This is a genomic window from Streptococcus sp. HMSC065H07 (genome assembly GCF_001837325.1).
Lineage (GTDB): Bacteria > Bacillota > Bacilli > Lactobacillales > Streptococcaceae > Streptococcus > Streptococcus salivarius_H.
Genome location: NZ_KV832015.1, coordinates 1 through 17,889, shown reverse-complemented (window position 1 = coordinate 17,889; position 17,889 = coordinate 1). Strand labels below are relative to the sequence as shown.

Genomic DNA, 17,889 nt, shown 5'->3' with positions numbered 1-17,889 from the left:
ATCTCTTTTTTATCCTTACATCTTATATAGAACTACCAGCTATTTTATGACCAAATAATTCTACTAGTTATTTAACCTGCCTCATATAATGATTTAACTGCCTTTGATTCTTTAAAACAGTCGTCTTGTCAGAATAATTTTTAACAACTGTATGATATTGCTCGACATATTTTTTGGAACGTCCGTCTAATAAAATCCATTTCACAAATGCAAAATCAAATTTTTCATTACAGCCTTCTGCCATGCTAGGACGTGTCTTTCCCCTATATGTTAAATAGCGCCTAAATGCCCGATAGAGACAATTAACTCTGTTAAAGTTGAAATAGACAATACAGTCAGCTTCCCTCATCCGTTCTTCATAAAGACAGGCCGAGTAATTCCCTTCAATAATCCAATCACGTTGTAGCATAAATGTTGATATATCGTCAGTCATTTCATCAACTGTTCGCTCTTGCCAATTTGATGTGAAATGAATTTTATCTAAATGAAGAACCTCACAATTGTAGTGTTGACCTAAAAAGTTTGCCAAAGTTGACTTTCCAGAGCCGCTATAGCCAATGATTGCAATTTTCAACACAGGTCTCCTTTTTCAATTCTGTTTCCTGACTAATATCATAACACAAAGCATATATCTTAGAAGGAATTATCATTTGGAACAACTCTCCTTTGGACAAACAAGCACGTAAAGTTCTGTTTAAAGTGAGTTCTTTCTTAGAAAAATAAAAAAAAAAGAGACCTACAATCAAGTCTCTTTTCGATATTAAACTGCCCCCTACAGGGCTCGAACCTGTGACCCATGGATTAAGAGTCCACTGCTCTACCAACTGAGCTAAGGAGGCTGGATGCTGTATTGGTACCGATGATCCACGGTTTGTATTGAACCCGCGACGTAAAAAAGCAGGTGGGCGACTCGCTACTAACTTCAGTTGCTTCTGGGTGAGCCAGCCTGCACACTGTTAATAGACCTCTGTCTCCCGATAATACAAAAATTAGTCGGTCAACACTTATATGTGGATTCGTATACCACAGCAATTTCTATGTTTTTATAATACCACTTTTGAAAATTATTGCAAGAGGAAAAAACAATTTTTTTGCAATCGTTTTCGTTGATTCCTCTCGTATTACCTAGATAACTTATCAATCCGTTCTTTATTAGCTCCAAGAGCTCTTTCATATTTCCCGGTTTCATTGGGTTGGAAATAATTTACACCTCTTAATTTATCTGGAAGGTATTGTTGCTTGACCCACTTTTCAGGATAAGCATGGGGATACTTGTAATCTTGTGCATTGCCCAGTTCCTTGCTTCCAGCATAGTGTCCATCTCTCAAATGACGAGGAATAGGTAAATTCCCTGATTTTCTAAGGTCTGCCAAGGCAGCATCCATAGCCATATAAGCCGAATTCGACTTAGGAGATAAAGCTAAGTCAACAACTACATTGGCAATCAAAATACGCGCCTCTGGGAAACCTACTTTCTGTGCAGCTTCCAAAGCTGTAACCGTGTGAACTTGCGCATCAGGATTAGCTAAACCAATATCCTCGTACGCAATCACAGTCAAGCGCCGTGCTAGACTAGGGAGATCTCCTGCTTCAACCAAACGTGCTGCATAGTGAAGACTGGCATTAACATCAGAGCCTCGAATAGATTTTTGCAAAGCAGAAAGCACATCATAGTGTCCATCACCGTCTTTATCCATGGTGATATAGCTACGTTGTAAACTATTTTCCACTGTATCTAAAGTAATATGGCGAAGCCCATCTTCTGAAGCTGGTGTCGACATGACAGCTAAATCTAAGGAATTATAAGCCGAACGTAAATCACCATTAGTAGCCGTAGCAATAAAATCTAGAGCATCCTCATCTAACTGGACATCAAAGTCAAAGCCACGCTCCTTGTCCTCTAGAACACCTAGGATAGCTTCCTTAATATCCTCGTTAGAGAGTGGTTCCAACTCAAATATTTGTACACGACTACGGATGGCTGGTGTGACAGAAAAAAACGGATTCTCCGTTGTAGCCCCAATCATGATAATATTGCCATTCTCTAAGAGTGGCAATAAAAAGTCTTGTTTAGCTTTATCCAAACGATGAATCTCGTCTAGAAGCATAACTAAGCCACCTGAAAATTTAGCCTCTTCCGCAATTTCCTGCAGGCGTTTCTTGCTATCAACAGTAGCATTAAAGGTTCTAAAAGCAAATTTTGTTGTTCCTGCAATAGCACTAGCTATTGAGGTCTTCCCGATTCCTGGTGGTCCGTAGAGAATCATTGACGACAGCATATTCGCTTCTACCATACGGCGAATAATTTTACCTTCACCAACCAAATGCTTCTGACCAATCACCTCTGAAATTGTACGTGGACGCATGCGTAGAGCAAGATTATCTGGCATCTTCTCTCCTTTTTCAACTGATTTTTTCTTATTATAATAAGCATATACTATTTTGTTATAAAAAGAAATTATAAATAGTTCTTGTCAAACCTAAATTCTTATGATAGAATGTTTTGGTATGTGGTGCTAGCACATCCGTAATAAATTCTACCTAGGAGGAAAACACGAAATGGCTAAAGTATGTTACTTTACAGGACGTAAAACTGTTTCTGGAAACAACCGTTCACACGCTATGAACAAAACTAAACGTGCCGTTAAACCTAACCTTCAAAAAGTTACTATCCTTGTTGATGGTAAACCTAAAAAAGTTTGGGCTTCAGCTCGTGCGCTTAAATCTGGTAAAGTTGAACGCGTTTAATCTTATTGGATATTAAGAGAGATGACTTCAGTCGTCTCTTTTTTTGTTCATCGTCTTTCCCTTTTGGCTATACTTATGTTATAATAAAGAACTAACAGATAATTCTTATAGAAAGAAGGTGTCAGTATGGGATTTACAGATGAAACTGTTCGTTTCAACCTAGACGACGGTAGCAAAGATGAAATCAGTAATACTTTGACAAATGTCTACCGTTCGTTGGCTGAGAAAGGTTATAATCCTATCAACCAAATTGTCGGTTATGTTCTGAGCGGTGACCCTGCTTATGTTCCGCGTTATAATGACGCCCGTAACCAGATTCGTAAATACGAACGTGATGAAATCGTTGAAGAACTCGTTCGCTATTATCTTAAAGGAAATGGAATTGACCTCTAATGCGAGTAATGGGACTTGATGTTGGCTCAAAAACAGTAGGTGTTGCGATTAGTGATCCCCTCGGTTTTACAGCCCAAGGCGTTGAAATTATCAAAATTGACGAGGAGGCTGAAGAGTTTGGTTTCGACCGACTAGGCGAGCTCGTTAAAGAATATAAGGTAGAAAAATTTGTTGTTGGTCTTCCTAAAAATATGAATAACACTGAAGGACCACGTGTTGAGGCAAGCAAAGCCTATGGTGACAAAATCAAGGAAATCTTTGGAATTCCTGTAGATTACCAAGACGAACGCTTGACAACTGTTCAAGCCGAGCGTATGTTGGTTGAACAAGCAGATGTCAGCCGTGGTAAACGTAAAAAAGTTATTGATAAATTAGCTGCCCAACTTATTCTACAAAACTACCTCGATCGAATGTTTTAAGAAAGTGTAATAGAGACCTAATAGTCAAGTGACAATCTAGTAAATTGCCAAGCAATATACTAGATTTCCTCACTATTCAGTGCTCTCTACAAAAAGGAGAACAATATGTCACACAATCACGACCACAACCATGATCATGAAGTCATCACTTTAGTAGACGAACAAGGAAATGAAACACTTTTTGAAATCTTGTTGACTATTGATGGACGCGAAGAATTTGGTAAAAACTATGTTCTTTTGGTACCAGCTGGTGCTGAAGAAGATGCTAATGGAGAAATTGAAATCCAAGCATACTCATTCACTGAAAATGAAGACGGTACTGAAGGCGACCTTCAACCAATCCCTGAAGATTCAGATGCTGAATGGGATATGATTGAAGAAGTTTTCAATAGCTTCATCGATGAAAACTAAAAAATAATCAATGCCATAGGCAAAGAAATGACTTGTTAAAAAGAGATTGGGATATTGTATCTCAGTCTCTTTTTTAGATATTTTTTTCTTAAATGTAAGAAATTAGAGGAAAATTGACTAAATGGTATTATCTGATATACTTTAAATAAGACAATTAGGGGATAAGACCCTTTTATTTATAACTATCCAAATGTCAACAAAGGAGTTTAATTGTGAGTCCATACAACGAAGACAATACTTTAGATTCAAGTGGCTACCAAGGTTATCATCGAAGCCACCATCGCTCTCATACACAAGATAATCAATCCGAAAAGATTGAAGTGGCAATTCAGGGACATACAGAAGAATCCAATTCGTCTCAAATAGAGAAAAAAACTAAGATTTCACTTCCATGGAAGCATAAAGGCCATATCCTGATTCTCAGTTTGATTTTGAGTATTTTTAGTATATCAGTTCCCTGCTTTACAGACTTTGCCAATAATATACAGTCTCAAAACCTTTACATTGCAAAAATGTTTGCCAATGGTAGCTTACCCTACTCTGACTTTTTTGCGACAGGCGGCTTCTTTTATTACTTACTAGTTTCTCTGGCTTTCCGTTTAGGATCAACTCTTTGGCTGATTCCTATTCAATTCCTTAGCTACTATCTTTCTGGAAGTTACCTTTACAAGACTGTCATGCACATGACAAACAAGAAGGAAATTGCCACTCTAATTAGTATTATTTTCTATGTCACTAATGGAACACTTGGTTTTGGTGGGCTCTACCCTATCCAATTTGCTATGCCTTTTGTCCTAGGTGCTATCTTCTTCTTAACTCGTTACTTTGCGGGTCACAGTCGTGATGAAGCCTTTATTCTTTACGGCTTCGCTGGCACTGCGGGAGCTCTTTTTGAAGCTCGAACTCTTATTTTCTGGATATTGTCACTTGTGACAATCTTCGTTTACAACCTTGTCAACAAACACTTTGCTCGTGGTTTTTATCAAGTTCTTTGTATTATTTTTGGTAACATTCTAGTATTGTATCTATGTCTTTACTTTATCCTGAATTTACAAATTACATCGGACTATATTAACCAAGTTTTGGTTTACAACTTTACACAACTTGCTGTAGAAAAAAATGACTTTCTACTTACGTTAGCTTACCAAAGTTTTGCTGTCATCGGCTCTGGATTACTTATTGGTGCACTGACTACAAGCAACCACCTTCTTGGCGATGCTAAAGATAAGAGCATCAAGTGGGTACTACTCCTTAGTTTTATCTTTACAGTGGTTTACAGCTTGTTCTCTCAAAGTTTTGGACTTTACAGTATTCTCAACATCGTACCTTATGGTCTAGTCTTGACAGCACTTTCTTTAGATGATGCTATTAAAAAGAGAGCAGAGCGAACCTCTCACCGACGTCGTAATGGTAACCAGATTCACACACTTAAAGTTTTTGGTATCTTCCTTAGTCGTAATTACTTCTTACCTATTGCAGTCTTTGCATTTGCTTTCGCGATGCCAATCATTATGTTCCTATTTAATTTAGGAAATAATACTGAACGTAGTACTGTTGCAAATTACCTCGCTAAAAATACCAAAAAAGATGAAACTATCTACGTTTACGATTCATCAGCAAAAATTTATTTGGAAAGCGGTCGTAAAGCAGCCTCACAATTTGTTCTTCCAGAACTTAACACAGCTAAATCTAGTCATCAGAAAGCTCTCTCAGATACTATTATCCAAGATTCAGCACAATATATCGTTGTCCAACAAGATACACAACTACCTTCTGATGTTAAATCTACACTTTCAAAAAACTATAAAAAAGCCCCTGTAAAAGGCGTTGAACGATACACTGTTTACGTCCTAAAATAGGTCGAAAAATCAATATATAGTGGTTGAGATAAAAATATACCACAATATATTGATTTTTTTTTGCCTAGTGCTATAATTAGTAACGAGGTGATTTTTAGATGATTACATTAGAAAAAGAAAAGGTTACAATCAATCCTGATATCAAAGTCATCAAACGCGATGGGCGTATGGTTGTCTTTGATTCAAGTAAAATATATGAAGCTATTCTCAAAGCAAGTGAGGCTATTACACCTATCACACCCTTAATTGAAGCAAAGTTGGAAGGAATTGCCAACCGTATTGTTGCTGAAATCAATGACCGCTTCAGTCAAAATATCAAAATATATGAAATCCAAAGCATTGTAGAGCACGAGTTACTCGAAGCTAACGAATATACTATCGCTCAAGAATATATTAACTATCGTACCAAACGTGATTTTGAGCGTTCTCAGGCTACTGACATCAATTTCACCATCAGTAAACTTGTTAATAAAGATCAAGCTGTTGTTCATGAAAATGCTAATAAAGATAGCGACCTTTACAATACACAACGTGATTTAACCGCAGGAATTGTCGGAAAATCTGTAGGACTTAAGATGCTTCCTCCACACGTGGCAAATGCTCATCAAAAGGGAGATATCCATTTCCACGATTTAGACTATAGCCCCTACACACCTATGACCAACTGTTGTTTGATTGACTTCAAAGGCATGTTGGCAAATGGTTTTAAAATCGGTAACGCTGAAGTTGAAAGTCCTAAATCCATTCAAACTGCAACAGCACAAATTTCACAAATCATCGCAAATGTTGCCTCTAGTCAATATGGTGGCTGTACTGCTGACCGTATCGATGAGTTTTTAGCTCCTTACGCAAAACTTAACTACAAAAAACACTTAGCTGATGCTAAAGAGTGGGTAGCTGAAGAAAAACGTGAAGATTATGCACGCGCCAAAACGCGTAAAGATATCTACGATGCCATGCAATCTCTTGAATATGAGATTAATACGCTTTTCACTTCAAATGGACAGACTCCCTTTACCTCTCTAGGTTTCGGTTTGGGAACAAGCTGGTTTGAGCGTGAAATCCAAAAGGCTATCCTACAAGTTCGTATTTTAGGACTTGGCTCCGAACACCGTACAGCTATTTTCCCTAAACTGATTTTCACCTTAAAACGTGGACTTAACTTAGAGCCTAGCTCACCTAACTACGATATTAAACAACTAGCTCTTGAATGTGCAACAAAGCGTATGTACCCAGATGTCCTATCATATGACAAAGTCATTGAATTGACGGGTTCCTTCAAGGCTCCTATGGGATGTCGTTCCTTCCTACAGGGGTGGAAGGATGAAAATGGTGTTGAAGTTAATTCTGGACGAATGAATCTGGGGGTTGTAACCCTTAATCTTCCTCGAATTGCCCTAGAATCTAAGGGAGACCAGGATAAATTTTGGGAAATTTTTGAAGAAAGAATGGGAATTGCCAAAGATGCACTCGTCTATCGAGTTGAACGTGTCAAAGAAGCTACACCTGCTAATGCGCCTATACTTTATCAGTATGGGGCCTTTGGCCAACGTCTAGGTAAATTCGACAATGTAAATCAACTCTTCAAACATCGTCGTGCAACCGTATCACTTGGTTATATTGGGCTTTATGAAGTAGCATCTGTTTTTTATGGTAGTGACTGGGAGACAAATCTAGAAGCCAAGGCATTTACTTTAAATATCGTAAAAGCTATGAAAAATGCTTGTGAAGGTTGGTCTGACGAATATGATTATCATTTCTCTGTTTATTCAACACCATCAGAAAGTTTGACTGATCGCTTCTGTCGTTTGGATACTGAAAAATTCGGTGTCGTGACTGATATCACAGATAAAGAATATTACACCAACTCTTTCCACTACGATGTTCGTAAAAATCCAACACCATTTGAAAAATTAGAATTCGAAAAAGCTTACCCAGAAGCTGGCGCAACTGGTGGATTCATCCATTATTGTGAATATCCAGTCCTCCAGCAAAACCCTAAAGCACTCGAGGCTGTCTGGGACTTTGCTTATGACCGTGTCGGTTATCTTGGAACGAATACTCCAATAGATAAATGCTACAAGTGTGACTTTGAAGGGGACTTCACCCCAACAGAACGTGGATTCATGTGTCCTAACTGTGGCAACACAGATCCTAAAACAGTTGATGTTGTCAAACGTACTTGCGGCTATCTAGGAAATCCACAGGCACGCCCAATGGTTAAAGGACGCCACAAAGAAATCTCTGCTCGAGTCAAACACATGAACGGTTCAACCATAAAATATGAAGGTAAACACCTTTAATAAGACCTAGAATACTTTTATAATAAACTAGAAGCAGCTGGATGATACCTTCCAACTGCTTTGCTTATTTCATTTTTAGAAAGGAATATTATGGGAAAATATCAATTAGATTATAAAGGTATGCAACAAGTGGAACGTTACCACGAAAAAAATGCAACCGTAAAAAATGATAAAAAAGCACGTGTCCAAGCCCTTTTGAAAAAAGCTGGAAAGAAGAAGTAATATGATTTTACGCCGTCCAAGTCAAACAGATAAAGAAGCTATCTTAGAGATGATGGCTGAATTTGAAAGGGAGCAAGCTGATCATGATGGTGGATTTTGGAACCCCGACAATTTTGTTTATGAAGAGTGGCTGGAAGAAAATATTCAAGCGGAAGCGGGACTCAATATTCCTGAAAACTGGGTTCCTGCTATCCAGCTGGTTAGTTTTGACGAAGCGGATCATGCTCTTGGTTTCCTCAACCTTCGTCTCCGATTAAATGACTACTTACTAGAAAAAGGGGGCCATATTGGCTACTCTATCCGTCCATCCGAACGAGGAAAGGGTTATGCGAAAGAATCACTCCGTCAAGGCTTACAAGTAGCTAAAGACAAGAATATTCATCGTGCTCTGGTCACTTGTAGTATCAAGAATCCTGCTAGTCGAGCTGTTATATTAGCCAACGGTGGCCAGTTGGAGAACATTCGCCATGAAACTGAGCGCTATTGGATAGATTTGGAGTAGAATCATGACATGGAATACACCAAAACCACAGGAATGGAAGTCTGAAGAACTTAGCCAAGGACGTATTATTGACTACAAAGCTTTTAATTTCGTTGATGGTGAAGGCGTGCGTAACTCCCTTTACGTCTCTGGTTGCATGTTTCATTGCGAGGGATGCTATAACGCTGCCACCTGGTCCTTTAAGGCAGGAATTCCCTATACTAAAGAACTTGAAGAACAAATCATGAGGGATCTAGCTCAACCTTACGTACAAGGTCTCACGCTACTTGGTGGTGAACCCTTCCTAAACACAGGAATTCTCATTCCCCTAGTCAAACGCATTCGTGAGGAACTCCCGGAAAAAGATATCTGGTCTTGGACTGGTTATACTTGGGAGGAGTTGATGCTTGAAACTCCTGATAAACTAGAACTTCTTCAACTCGTTGACATTCTCGTTGACGGCCGCTTTGACATCACTAAAAAGAACCTTATGCTCCAGTTTCGAGGATCATCTAATCAACGTATTATTGATGTCAAAAAATCTCTTAATCAAGGAGAAGTCGTTATTTGGGACAAGCTAAATGACGGTCAAACGAACTATGAACAAGTCGATCGTAAAGATATGCTATAAAAAAGTCTGAGCTTATAACTCAGACTTTTTATGCAATTTTAACAAAAACTAGCTCATTATTAGAGGATAAATCCTCACGATAATTAAACTCATCAAAAGACAATTTTCGTAAATCATTAATCGTTTGACAATTCTCCTCCATAACAGCTGTCAAAAAAGCCCCTCTTGCCTTTTTGGAAATCGTAGAGTGAGTCTTAAGAACCCCATTGCGGTCTTCCATAAAACTAACCGTGAATAACTGCTTACGAAGAGTTGGACTAAAAACATCCTCGAATTCACTTGAAAGCAAAGAAACAACCGGAACTTGACTCTCCTCTAAAAATTGATCATATTCAGCACGCCAATAGTTTTTTAAGGACTGACCATCAACCTTAATCTTCGTATGAAAGTCATGACGATGTTCTTGAATCGGGTAAAAAGCGGGAATGATTCCATAAAAAGAAGATGTGATAAATACTTGTTGGTCTAAGAATTCTTTTTCACATGTGGATAAGTCACTACGTTTGATGTGACGATACATCAGTCCATTAAAAAGCTCGACAGCCGGATAGTTCTTCGCTTCTCCCGACAAAATCGCAGCCCAGCGCTGCTTCTCTTTCTCAGCCTGCTCGGACTTTATTTTATAAGCTGTGGACAATTCATCTGTGGATAATTGTGACATTTCAGTTAGGATAGCCGCACTCTTTTCGGATAATTTTTGAGACGGAACTTCCTTACTGGCCCTCATTTCTTTTGCGGTTGGAATTAAAAATCTAATCATACTGATATTGTAAAGTCAAGCAAGCATTTCGTCAAGAATTCTATCCAACAAAAAAGAAGCTAACGTTCGTCAACTTCCTTTTTTTGTTAGTCATCTAAATCAACAAAACGACCTAGAATATGTACATTTTCTGCAATGGAGACAAAAGCTTTAGGGTCTGCTTTTCTCATATAATGCTTGAAGTCAGTATACTCTTCACGCGTAATAATCGCCAATAATACGGCTTTCTTTTCGTGATTATATGTTCCTTCCGCATCATTAATCAACGTTACTCCACGGTGGAGTTTCTTCTGGATCATTCGTACAACTGGATCTGGATTACTTGTAACAATCATAGCCTGCATTTTCTTTTGTTTTGTGAAAATCGCATCCGTTACTCGACTAGAAACAAAAATCGTAACCATTGAATAGAGAGCGTATTTCCAACCAAAAAGAATGCCCGCAAAAACCATGATAATCCCATTGACAATCAAGGAGATATTACCAACATCACGGCCTGTTTTCTTACGAATAGTGAGGCTAACGATATCCGTCCCCCCACTAGAGATACGAGATTTTAAACCGAAACCAATTCCTGTTCCCATGACCAAACCACCAAAGATAGCATTGATCAAAGGATCCTCTGTCAAGGTTACATGTGGCATCACCTGAATAAAAAGGGAACTCATCGTTACTGTAATGAAGGTAAAGATAGTAAATTTATGGCCAATCTTGTACCAAGCCATAATCAAGAGAGGGATATTAATCGCATAGAAAGTCAATGATACTGGTATCTCAAAGCCCAAAGTTCTAACACTCAATGCCGATAAAACCTGTGCCAAACCTGTTGCTCCACTGGAGTAAACATGTCCAGGTTGAAAAAAGAAATTAACGGCGATTGACGATAAGAGACCATAAAGTAAAGAAGCTGAGACTTTTTCAGTATATTTTTCACGGGAAATACTACGTACAGCCTGCAAAACGCCCATTTTCTTCGCAGACTTTTTCGCTACAAATTTAACATGTTTATGAAGAGGTGCTTTATTCATTTTCTAAATCTACATGAAGGGCAAGTTCTTCCAACTGTTTATCAGCCACAAGACTTGGAGCCTGAGTCATAGGATCTGATGCCTTATTATTTTTAGGGAAGGCAATCACTTCACGGATATTATCTTTACCTGCAAGAAGCATAACAAAACGGTCAAGACCGATAGCCAAACCACCATGTGGTGGGAAACCATAGTCCATAGCTTCAAGAAGGAATCCAAATTGCTCATAGGCTGATTCTTCAGAGAAACCAAGAGCTTTCAACATACGTTCCTGTAGGTCTTTATGATTGATACGTAGACTACCTCCACCAAGCTCATAACCATTCAAGACAATATCATAAGCTACAGCACGTACCTTGGAAAGATCTCCTTCAAGCTCTGCTGCAGAATCTTCTGTTGGCAAAGTAAATGGGTGGTGAGCAGACATATAGCGCCCTTCTTCTTCAGACCACTCAAACATTGGCCAATCGACAACCCAAAGGAAGTTAAACTTAGTGTTGTCAATCATGTCAAGTTCTTTAGCAATTTGATTACGCAAAGCACCAAGTGTGTTATTAGCGATTTCAAGTGTATCTGCTACAAAAAGAACTAGATCATTCTCTTCAAGGTGTAAAGCATCTGTCAACTTGCCTTCAATACTTGTCAAGAATTTAGCAACTGGACCTGCTAGAGCTCCGTCAGTCATCTTAACCCAAGCAAGACCTTTTGCGCCAAATTGTTTGGCAAACTCTGTCAACTTGTCAATACTTTTACGTGAGTATTTGTCTGCATTTCCTTTGACAACAATTGCCTTAACAGCTGGTGCCTCAGCAAACACTTTGAAGTCTACACCCTTGACAACCTCTGTCAAGTCTTGTAAAAGCATGTCAAAGCGTGTATCTGGCTTGTCAGAACCATAGTTATTCATGGCATCATCGTAAGACATGCGTGGGAATGGTAGTGTAACTTCAATACCTTTAGTTTCTTTCATGACTTTAGCAATCAACCCTTCAGTAATATCTTGGATTTCTTGCTCATTAAGGAATGAGGTTTCCAAGTCAACTTGTGTAAACTCAGGTTGACGATCTCCACGCAAATCTTCATCACGGAAACACTTAACAATTTGATAATAACGGTCAAAACCAGCATTCATTAATAACTGTTTAGTGATTTGGGGACTTTGCGGAAGAGCATAAAAGTGGCCTTGGCTAACACGGCTTGGAACCAAGTAATCACGAGCACCTTCTGGTGTAGATTTTGTCAACATTGGTGTTTCAACATCGATAAATTCCAAGTCATCAAGATAATTACGGATGGCGTGAGTTACCTTTGCACGGAGCTTAAAGTTTTCCAACATCTCTGGACGACGAAGATCCAAGTAGCGGTAACGCATACGTGTATCATCACTAGCCTCAACACCATCTTTGATTTCAAATGGTGTTGTTTTGGCAGTATTAAGGATTTTAAGGTCTTCAACTTTAAGTTCGACAGCACCTGTAGGCAAGTTATCATTAGCTTGTTCACGCGCTTCAACAGTTCCTGTTACTTCAATAACAAATTCGCTACGCAAGCTCTCAGCTGTTTCAACCACAGTTGCATCCGCATTCTCAGGGTTAACAACCAACTGCATCAAACCTTCACGGTCACGAAGATCGATGAAAATCAAACCTCCGAGGTTACGACGGCGAGATACCCAACCTTTCAAAGTAATAGTAGTTCCGATGTGTTCACTACGAACACGTCCGGCATACATAGAACGTTCCATAAATACACTTCTTTCGTTAATTTTTTAGTCTTAACTATTATAGCAAAAAGCCCATCAAAACCCCACCCATTTCAGGTTAGAATTTTAATAGACTTTCTTTTTTATCAAACTATTTGCCAAATTGTTTCAACAAATCACTAGTATCCACGTAATCTTCAGCAAACTCTTCAAAATCTTCAAAACGATAATCAGCTGTTTCTAAGTCAAGTAAACTATTCCAGCGGAAACCGTAAACATCTTCAATGATAACACTAAGTTCATCAGTTTCCTCGTCTACCTGCCATCCCAAATAACGTTCCTGAGTTTCAAAACTCAAGACTACATCTTGACAATCTTGACGCCAAACTTGACCAAGTAATTGCTGACACATCGCATGATTACTTGCAGGCTCATCATTAAACCAAGTAATTTCATGCTTATCAAGAAAAGCAATCAACTGCCAAAACTGTTGTTGGAAACGAATAGGCATACTACGATCAAAAGCCAAACTAAACTTTTCACTCCGTTTGAGCATATCAACTATACTAATCATATGCCCCCTACTTTTCTAACTGTTCGAGGACTGCTGCAAAGTTCTTAGTTAGCTCTTCGAAACTTACAGTAACTTCCTCACGAGTAGCATTATTTTTGACATTAACTTGACCTGACTCCACTTCACTCTCACCTAATGTGATAACAGTCTTGGCCTTGAAGGTATCTGCTGACTTGAATTGTGCCTTAATCTTCCGTCCAAGGTAATCACGTTCAGCTTTAAATCCTTGATAGCGGATAGCTTGAACTAACTCAAGAGCTTTACCATTAGCACCTGAACCAAGTACTGCAATGTAAACATCTAGACTTTCTTCCACCGGAAGTTCAATACCTTGTTTATAAAGAACCAAAAGCAAGCGTTCTAAACCAAGTCCAAAACCAAAACCAGCTGTTTCTGGACCACCGAAGTATTCAACTAAACTATCGTAACGACCGCCCGCACAGATTGTCAATTCAGACTTATCAATAGTGGTAATAAATTCAAAAATCGTGTGGTTGTAGTAATCAAGACCACGTACCATATTAGTATCAATCACATAAGGAATGTTAAGACTATCGAGCATGGCACGCACTTCGTCAAAGTGCGCTTGACTTTCGTCATCTAAATAATCAAGAATAGAGGGTGCATTTTCAACTGCAACCTTATCTTCTTTTTCTTTTGAATCGAGTACTCGCAAAGGATTTTCATCCAAACGGCGTTGACTATCTTTTGATAAAGTATCACGCATTGGTGTCAAGTAGTCAATCAAGGCCTGACGATAAGCCAGACGACTCTCAGTATTTCCAAGGCTATTCAAATGAAGGGTAACTTCCTTGATGCCAAGCGTATTAAAGAGTTGGTAGGCCATAGCAATGGTTTCAACATCTGTGGCTGGATTTTTTGATCCAAAGCACTCTACACCAAGTTGGTGGAACTCACGCAAGCGTCCTGCTTGAGGACGTTCATAACGGAACATTGATCCAATATAATAAACTTTAACGGGTTTTTGAACCTCTGGCGCAAAGAGTTTATTTTCTACATAAGAGCGTACAACCGGTGCTGTTCCTTCTGGACGAAGTGTGATATGACGGTCTCCCTTATCATGAAAATCGTACATTTCCTTAGTAACGATGTCAGTTGTATCACCTACTGAACGTGAAATGACCTCGTAATGTTCAAACATAGGTGTACGAATTTCACCATAATTGTATTTCTTAAATGTTTCACGTGCAACATTTTCTACGTACTGCCATTTAGCACTATCAGCAGGTAAAATATCCTGCGTTCCCTTAGGTTTTTGAAGTTTCATAATGATGATACAGGTCTCAAATAGACCTGCCCTCCTTTTCCGTTATTACAGATATAATCACTCTATTCTATCATAATTTACATAGCTTTTGGGAAATGGTAGAGGTTTTTTCAACGTAAGAAAGAAACAGACCTCCCGACCTGCCACAATCATTAATCTTCTTTATAAAGAACGAAGGTCACAATAAAAGAAATCACAACAGAAATTACAAGACCTGCAATAGCTGTGTAAAATATTTAAGTGTATCTTCACCGATATAGGCTGCAATCGTCAAGAGACCTGGGGAAGCACCTGCAAAATTTCTCGCCCCTAAAATACCAAGGAAGAAGCCACCTACTCCCCCTGCAACAATAGATCCTATGAGGGCAGCTTTATTTTGCAAAGTTACTCCATAAAGAGCCGGTTCCGTAATCCCACAAATTGCAGTAATTCCAGCAGATGAAGCCAGAGCTTTTTTATTGGTATCCTTAGTTTTTAAAGCAATAGCAAGGGCTACTCCCCCCTGAGCCACATTCGAAGCCAAAGCACCTGGACCTAAAATCAAAAGTGTTACGATTGCAGTGATCAAGGTCGTAATCATAGGCACCAAGAAAAATTTAACAGCCTTTGATGAAATTTTAATTGCAAAGTGCTCCACATAACTCATAAACCAAACTGCCAAAATAACAGAAATAACCGTTGATGAGTAAGAAGTTAATGTAAGAGGAATACTAAAGAAAGAGACGCCATGACCTGATTCCTTGGCAGTTGTCACAATCGGCGTAAAAGTTGGGTGTAATAAAATAGCACCAATCAACATCTCCAATTGAGTGTTTGTCTTAAACTATCGAGCTGCTGAAGCACCTAAAAATACAGGTAAAAAATAAAATTCAGCATCACCAATAAAATTAAGAACTTGATCGTTAACATCATCTACAGCTGCTACCTTAAAGACAACCAAAAGAGACAAAACGGCTTTGATCATCCCTGCTGCTGTAATTACCGGTAAGATTGGTGTGAAAATCCCAGAAATAAGGGCTAAGAGGAGTTCTGTCTTGTTTTTCCTATGATTCCTTAGACACTTCATCTAGGTCTAATAAGCCTTCCAAAGCACGGTATACATTTGGTGCATCACTCCAACAACAACTTGATACTGGCCACCACTCTTAGCCAAACTCACAATACCTTAGATAGTTTGAACAACTTTATCATCCGCTAAGGTAAAACATAAACGTTTAGCACAGTTTACAAGATTCTGAACTTTATCCTTTCCTCCTATAGCATCTAAAATCTTCTGTCCTGTCTCTTTATAGTTCATGACACTTCCTTTCTATACTCATAAAAAGAGAGAACAAGCTGAGCCTGTCCTCTACATTTTTTCTATTATGACCAAACTTTATCAGTAATTGTTTTAATCAATTGTAATTTATTCCACTCGTCTTGCTCAGTCAAGATATTGCCTTCTTCAGTTGATGCAAAACCACATTGAGTTGAGATACCAAGATTCTTAAGTGGTACAAGCTCAGCCGCTTCATGAATACGAGCGATGACAGCATCTACATCTTCCAAAGCTGGATTCTTAGAAGTAATCACACCAAGCACCAATTCAACATGATCACGGTTATTCCAAATCGTTGGAAGTGGTGCGAAGCTACCTGAACGCGCATCATCGTATTCCAAGAAGAAGATATCATAATTCAATTTCCCAAGATATTTAGCTACTGAATCATAGCCACCTTCAAAAAGATAAGTTGATTTAAAGTTTCCACGACAAATATGAGTAGCCAAAGTCAAATCTTCTGGAAGACCTTCCAAGGCTTTATTGATAGTGTATACATCATCCTCAGCAATTTTTACCAACTCAGCTGTTTTCTCAGGATTATTTTTTTCATTCTCAAACTGTTGAATCAAATAACCCCAAGTCGTATCATCCAACTGCACATAACGTGCACCCAAATCGTAGAAATGTTGGATGGTATCATGGTAAGCTTTTGCCAAATCATCAAGAAAATCTGTCCATGAATCATAGTAATCTGCATAAAGATCACTACGGTGGTCACGGTTAATGATGAGTGATGGACTTGGAATAGTTACTTTTGGAGTAATTCCTTCAGGAGTCACTGATTTAAGATATTCAAAGTCACGATAGAAAGGATGATTAGGATTTTCGGCAATCTTACCATTGATACGAACGTTGGTTGTACGTGTCTTAGCTCCATGGAATTTATATGAATCTTCTTGTTGGTAAGCTTCAAAACCAGTTAGGTTCCATAGGAAATCAAGGTGCCACCAAGAACGACCAAATTCACCATCAGAAACTACTTGAAGACCATTTTCTACCTCATGATGAACCAATTCCTTAACCAATTCATCTTGTACTTTCAACAATTCTTCTTGCGAGATTTCACCATTGGCAAATTTTTCACGTGCTTCTTTTAAAGCTTGTGGACGAAGGTAAGAGCCAACATGATCAAAATGATAATGGACTTTACTCATAGTTATTTACTCCTTTTATGCTTTCACTTAATGTAATAATAAGCCTATTCTAGCACTTGCTGTTATAGCTGTGAAATATATATTTGTTATCGCAAGATATAGTTTTTAACTATATTATTTCTTGGAAAGTTTTTTTGTCAAGCAACTTTACTTTACAAAAAAGATATGTTATTCTGTTATAGTTGATTTAAAATCAAGAACATAAATATTAATTCGGAGGAAATAAAGAAATGGCAGTACCTGCACGTCACACTTCAAAAGCGAAGAAAAACAAACGTCGTACACACTACAAATTGACTGCTCCATCAGTACAATTTGACGAAACAACTGGAGATTACTCACGTTCACACCGTGTATCACTTAAAGGATACTACAAAGGACGTAAAATCGCTAAAGCTAACGCAACTAAATAATAGAAGGGAGATACCATGCGCGTAAATATTACACTTGAACACAAAGAATCTGGTGAACGCTTGTACCTTACTTCAAAAAACAAACGTAACACTCCAGACCGTCTTCAATTGAAAAAATACTCACCAAAATTGCGTAAACACGTAATCTTTACTGAGGTTAAATAAGGTTTCAATACGAATCA

General features: G+C 38.4%; 22 protein-coding genes, 1 tRNA gene and 1 other RNA gene. 11 read left to right on the top strand and 13 right to left on the bottom strand.

The genetic code is table 11. The features are described 5' to 3' along the window. Positions 1-67 precede the first annotated feature (67 nt). The 4 genes from HMPREF2637_RS01255 to HMPREF2637_RS01240 form a co-directional block, all read right to left on the bottom strand. Positions 68-574, bottom strand: coding sequence for a DNA topology modulation protein (locus tag HMPREF2637_RS01255; protein WP_064523571.1), 507 nt, complete (start codon positions 572-574; stop codon positions 68-70). A 192-nt stretch (positions 575-766) separates the two neighbouring features. Further along, positions 767-839: transfer RNA gene (locus tag HMPREF2637_RS01250), tRNA-Lys, on the bottom strand. Then, a non-coding RNA gene (ssrS, locus tag HMPREF2637_RS01245) (6S RNA) lies at positions 840-1,035 on the bottom strand. Between the two features lie 86 nt (positions 1,036-1,121). Next, positions 1,122-2,390, bottom strand: coding sequence for a replication-associated recombination protein A (locus HMPREF2637_RS01240; RefSeq protein ID WP_048790915.1), 1,269 nt, complete (start codon positions 2,388-2,390; stop codon positions 1,122-1,124). 169 nt (positions 2,391-2,559) lie between these two features. On the opposite strand from HMPREF2637_RS01240, the gene rpmB reads away from it, so the two are divergent. The 9 genes from rpmB (at position 2,560) to nrdG (ending at position 9,467) form a co-directional block, all read left to right on the top strand. Beyond that, a complete protein-coding gene (rpmB, locus tag HMPREF2637_RS01235) occupies positions 2,560-2,748 on the top strand; it encodes a 50S ribosomal protein L28 (RefSeq protein ID WP_002885786.1) in 189 nt (62 codons plus the stop codon). Between the two features lie 126 nt (positions 2,749-2,874). Next, positions 2,875-3,141, top strand: coding sequence for an IreB family regulatory phosphoprotein (locus tag HMPREF2637_RS01230; RefSeq protein ID WP_002885737.1), 267 nt, complete (start codon positions 2,875-2,877; stop codon positions 3,139-3,141). Next, entirely contained in the window at positions 3,141-3,560 is a 420-nt protein-coding gene (ruvX, locus tag HMPREF2637_RS01225) for a Holliday junction resolvase RuvX (protein ID WP_002887078.1), read from the top strand. The genes HMPREF2637_RS01230 and ruvX overlap by 1 nt, the downstream gene beginning before the upstream one ends. 105 nt (positions 3,561-3,665) lie before the next feature. Next, positions 3,666-3,971 (top strand): DUF1292 domain-containing protein, encoded by a 306-nt coding sequence (locus HMPREF2637_RS01220; RefSeq protein ID WP_002887079.1) that lies wholly within the window; start codon positions 3,666-3,668, stop codon positions 3,969-3,971. A gap of 212 nt (positions 3,972-4,183) precedes the next feature. After that, positions 4,184-5,830, top strand: a complete 1,647-nt coding sequence (locus tag HMPREF2637_RS01215) for a hypothetical protein (RefSeq protein WP_064523580.1) — start codon at positions 4,184-4,186, stop codon at positions 5,828-5,830. A gap of 98 nt (positions 5,831-5,928) precedes the next feature. Continuing rightward, complete coding sequence (gene nrdD, locus HMPREF2637_RS01210; protein WP_064523584.1) at positions 5,929-8,133, top strand: anaerobic ribonucleoside-triphosphate reductase; 2,205 nt, start codon at positions 5,929-5,931, stop codon at positions 8,131-8,133. A gap of 90 nt (positions 8,134-8,223) precedes the next feature. Continuing rightward, positions 8,224-8,355, top strand: a complete 132-nt coding sequence (locus HMPREF2637_RS11440) for a hypothetical protein (RefSeq protein ID WP_002885877.1) — start codon at positions 8,224-8,226, stop codon at positions 8,353-8,355. 1 nt (position 8,356) lies between these two features. After that, entirely contained in the window at positions 8,357-8,857 is a 501-nt protein-coding gene (locus HMPREF2637_RS01205; RefSeq protein ID WP_064523588.1) for a GNAT family N-acetyltransferase, read from the top strand. A 4-nt stretch (positions 8,858-8,861) separates the two neighbouring features. Further along, a complete protein-coding gene (gene nrdG / locus HMPREF2637_RS01200) occupies positions 8,862-9,467 on the top strand; it encodes an anaerobic ribonucleoside-triphosphate reductase activating protein (RefSeq protein ID WP_002885801.1) in 606 nt (201 codons plus the stop codon). Between the two features lie 28 nt (positions 9,468-9,495). Here the strand turns inward: nrdG and yaaA are convergent, their stop codons facing one another. From yaaA to HMPREF2637_RS01155, 9 genes are all read right to left on the bottom strand, one after another. Then, entirely contained in the window at positions 9,496-10,227 is a 732-nt protein-coding gene (gene yaaA / locus HMPREF2637_RS01195; RefSeq protein WP_064523591.1) for a peroxide stress protein YaaA, read from the bottom strand. Positions 10,228-10,313: 86 nt separating this feature from the next. Further along, positions 10,314-11,255: a YitT family protein gene (locus tag HMPREF2637_RS01190; protein ID WP_002885781.1), complete on the bottom strand. Its 942-nt coding sequence runs from the start codon at positions 11,253-11,255 to the stop codon at positions 10,314-10,316. Next, complete coding sequence (gene aspS / locus HMPREF2637_RS01185) at positions 11,248-12,999, bottom strand: aspartate--tRNA ligase (RefSeq protein ID WP_064523594.1); 1,752 nt, start codon at positions 12,997-12,999, stop codon at positions 11,248-11,250. The genes HMPREF2637_RS01190 and aspS overlap by 8 nt, the downstream gene beginning before the upstream one ends. 109 nt (positions 13,000-13,108) lie before the next feature. Then, entirely contained in the window at positions 13,109-13,531 is a 423-nt protein-coding gene (locus HMPREF2637_RS01180; protein WP_064523598.1) for a hypothetical protein, read from the bottom strand. 7 nt (positions 13,532-13,538) lie between these two features. After that, positions 13,539-14,819 carry a histidine--tRNA ligase gene (hisS, locus tag HMPREF2637_RS01175; RefSeq protein WP_064523601.1) on the bottom strand — a complete coding sequence of 427 codons (1,281 nt, stop codon included), beginning with the start codon at positions 14,817-14,819 and terminating at the stop codon, positions 13,539-13,541. A 205-nt stretch (positions 14,820-15,024) separates the two neighbouring features. Beyond that, a complete protein-coding gene (locus HMPREF2637_RS11435; protein ID WP_253183487.1) occupies positions 15,025-15,624 on the bottom strand; it encodes a PTS transporter subunit in 600 nt (199 codons plus the stop codon). 18 nt (positions 15,625-15,642) lie between these two features. After that, positions 15,643-15,885 (bottom strand): hypothetical protein, encoded by a 243-nt coding sequence (locus HMPREF2637_RS11430; protein WP_253183486.1) that lies wholly within the window; start codon positions 15,883-15,885, stop codon positions 15,643-15,645. Positions 15,886-15,984: 99 nt separating this feature from the next. Continuing rightward, the gene (locus HMPREF2637_RS11425; protein ID WP_064523604.1) at positions 15,985-16,116 is read right to left on the bottom strand and encodes a PTS transporter subunit EIIB; all 132 of its coding nucleotides are present in this window, start codon (positions 16,114-16,116) and stop codon (positions 15,985-15,987) included. 65 nt (positions 16,117-16,181) lie between these two features. Next, positions 16,182-17,294, bottom strand: coding sequence for a vitamin B12 independent methionine synthase (locus HMPREF2637_RS01155; RefSeq protein WP_064523607.1), 1,113 nt, complete (start codon positions 17,292-17,294; stop codon positions 16,182-16,184). Between the two features lie 230 nt (positions 17,295-17,524). Here HMPREF2637_RS01155 and rpmF point away from each other — a divergent pair, with 230 nt between their 5' ends. Beyond that, positions 17,525-17,707 (top strand): 50S ribosomal protein L32, encoded by a 183-nt coding sequence (gene rpmF, locus HMPREF2637_RS01150; protein WP_002892130.1) that lies wholly within the window; start codon positions 17,525-17,527, stop codon positions 17,705-17,707. Positions 17,708-17,722: 15 nt separating this feature from the next. Then, on the top strand, positions 17,723-17,872 hold the full coding sequence (gene rpmG / locus HMPREF2637_RS01145) for a 50S ribosomal protein L33 (protein WP_002262412.1): 150 nt from the start codon (positions 17,723-17,725) through the stop codon (positions 17,870-17,872). The last annotated feature ends 17 nt before the right edge of the window (positions 17,873-17,889 follow it).

Bases quoted from the DNA above. Each gene is read 5' to 3' on its own strand.
- HMPREF2637_RS01240 (WP_048790915.1), bottom strand. From the start codon at position 2,390: ATGCCAGATAATCTTGCTCTACGCATGCGTCCACGTACAATTTCAGAG.
- rpmB (WP_002885786.1), top strand. From the start codon at position 2,560: ATGGCTAAAGTATGTTACTTTACAGGACGTAAAACTGTTTCTGGAAAC.
- HMPREF2637_RS01230 (WP_002885737.1), top strand. From the start codon at position 2,875: ATGGGATTTACAGATGAAACTGTTCGTTTCAACCTAGACGACGGTAGC.
- ruvX (WP_002887078.1), top strand. From the start codon at position 3,141: ATGCGAGTAATGGGACTTGATGTTGGCTCAAAAACAGTAGGTGTTGCG.
- HMPREF2637_RS01220 (WP_002887079.1), top strand. From the start codon at position 3,666: ATGTCACACAATCACGACCACAACCATGATCATGAAGTCATCACTTTA.
- nrdD (WP_064523584.1), top strand. From the start codon at position 5,929: ATGATTACATTAGAAAAAGAAAAGGTTACAATCAATCCTGATATCAAA.
- HMPREF2637_RS11440 (WP_002885877.1), top strand. From the start codon at position 8,224: ATGGGAAAATATCAATTAGATTATAAAGGTATGCAACAAGTGGAACGT.
- HMPREF2637_RS01205 (WP_064523588.1), top strand. From the start codon at position 8,357: ATGATTTTACGCCGTCCAAGTCAAACAGATAAAGAAGCTATCTTAGAG.
- nrdG (WP_002885801.1), top strand. From the start codon at position 8,862: ATGACATGGAATACACCAAAACCACAGGAATGGAAGTCTGAAGAACTT.
- yaaA (WP_064523591.1), bottom strand. From the start codon at position 10,227: ATGATTAGATTTTTAATTCCAACCGCAAAAGAAATGAGGGCCAGTAAG.
- HMPREF2637_RS01190 (WP_002885781.1), bottom strand. From the start codon at position 11,255: ATGAATAAAGCACCTCTTCATAAACATGTTAAATTTGTAGCGAAAAAG.
- aspS (WP_064523594.1), bottom strand. From the start codon at position 12,999: ATGGAACGTTCTATGTATGCCGGACGTGTTCGTAGTGAACACATCGGA.
- HMPREF2637_RS01180 (WP_064523598.1), bottom strand. From the start codon at position 13,531: ATGATTAGTATAGTTGATATGCTCAAACGGAGTGAAAAGTTTAGTTTG.
- hisS (WP_064523601.1), bottom strand. From the start codon at position 14,819: ATGAAACTTCAAAAACCTAAGGGAACGCAGGATATTTTACCTGCTGAT.
- HMPREF2637_RS11430 (WP_253183486.1), bottom strand. From the start codon at position 15,885: ATGAAGTGTCTAAGGAATCATAGGAAAAACAAGACAGAACTCCTCTTA.
- HMPREF2637_RS11425 (WP_064523604.1), bottom strand. From the start codon at position 16,116: ATGAACTATAAAGAGACAGGACAGAAGATTTTAGATGCTATAGGAGGA.
- HMPREF2637_RS01155 (WP_064523607.1), bottom strand. From the start codon at position 17,294: ATGAGTAAAGTCCATTATCATTTTGATCATGTTGGCTCTTACCTTCGT.
- rpmF (WP_002892130.1), top strand. From the start codon at position 17,525: ATGGCAGTACCTGCACGTCACACTTCAAAAGCGAAGAAAAACAAACGT.
- rpmG (WP_002262412.1), top strand. From the start codon at position 17,723: ATGCGCGTAAATATTACACTTGAACACAAAGAATCTGGTGAACGCTTG.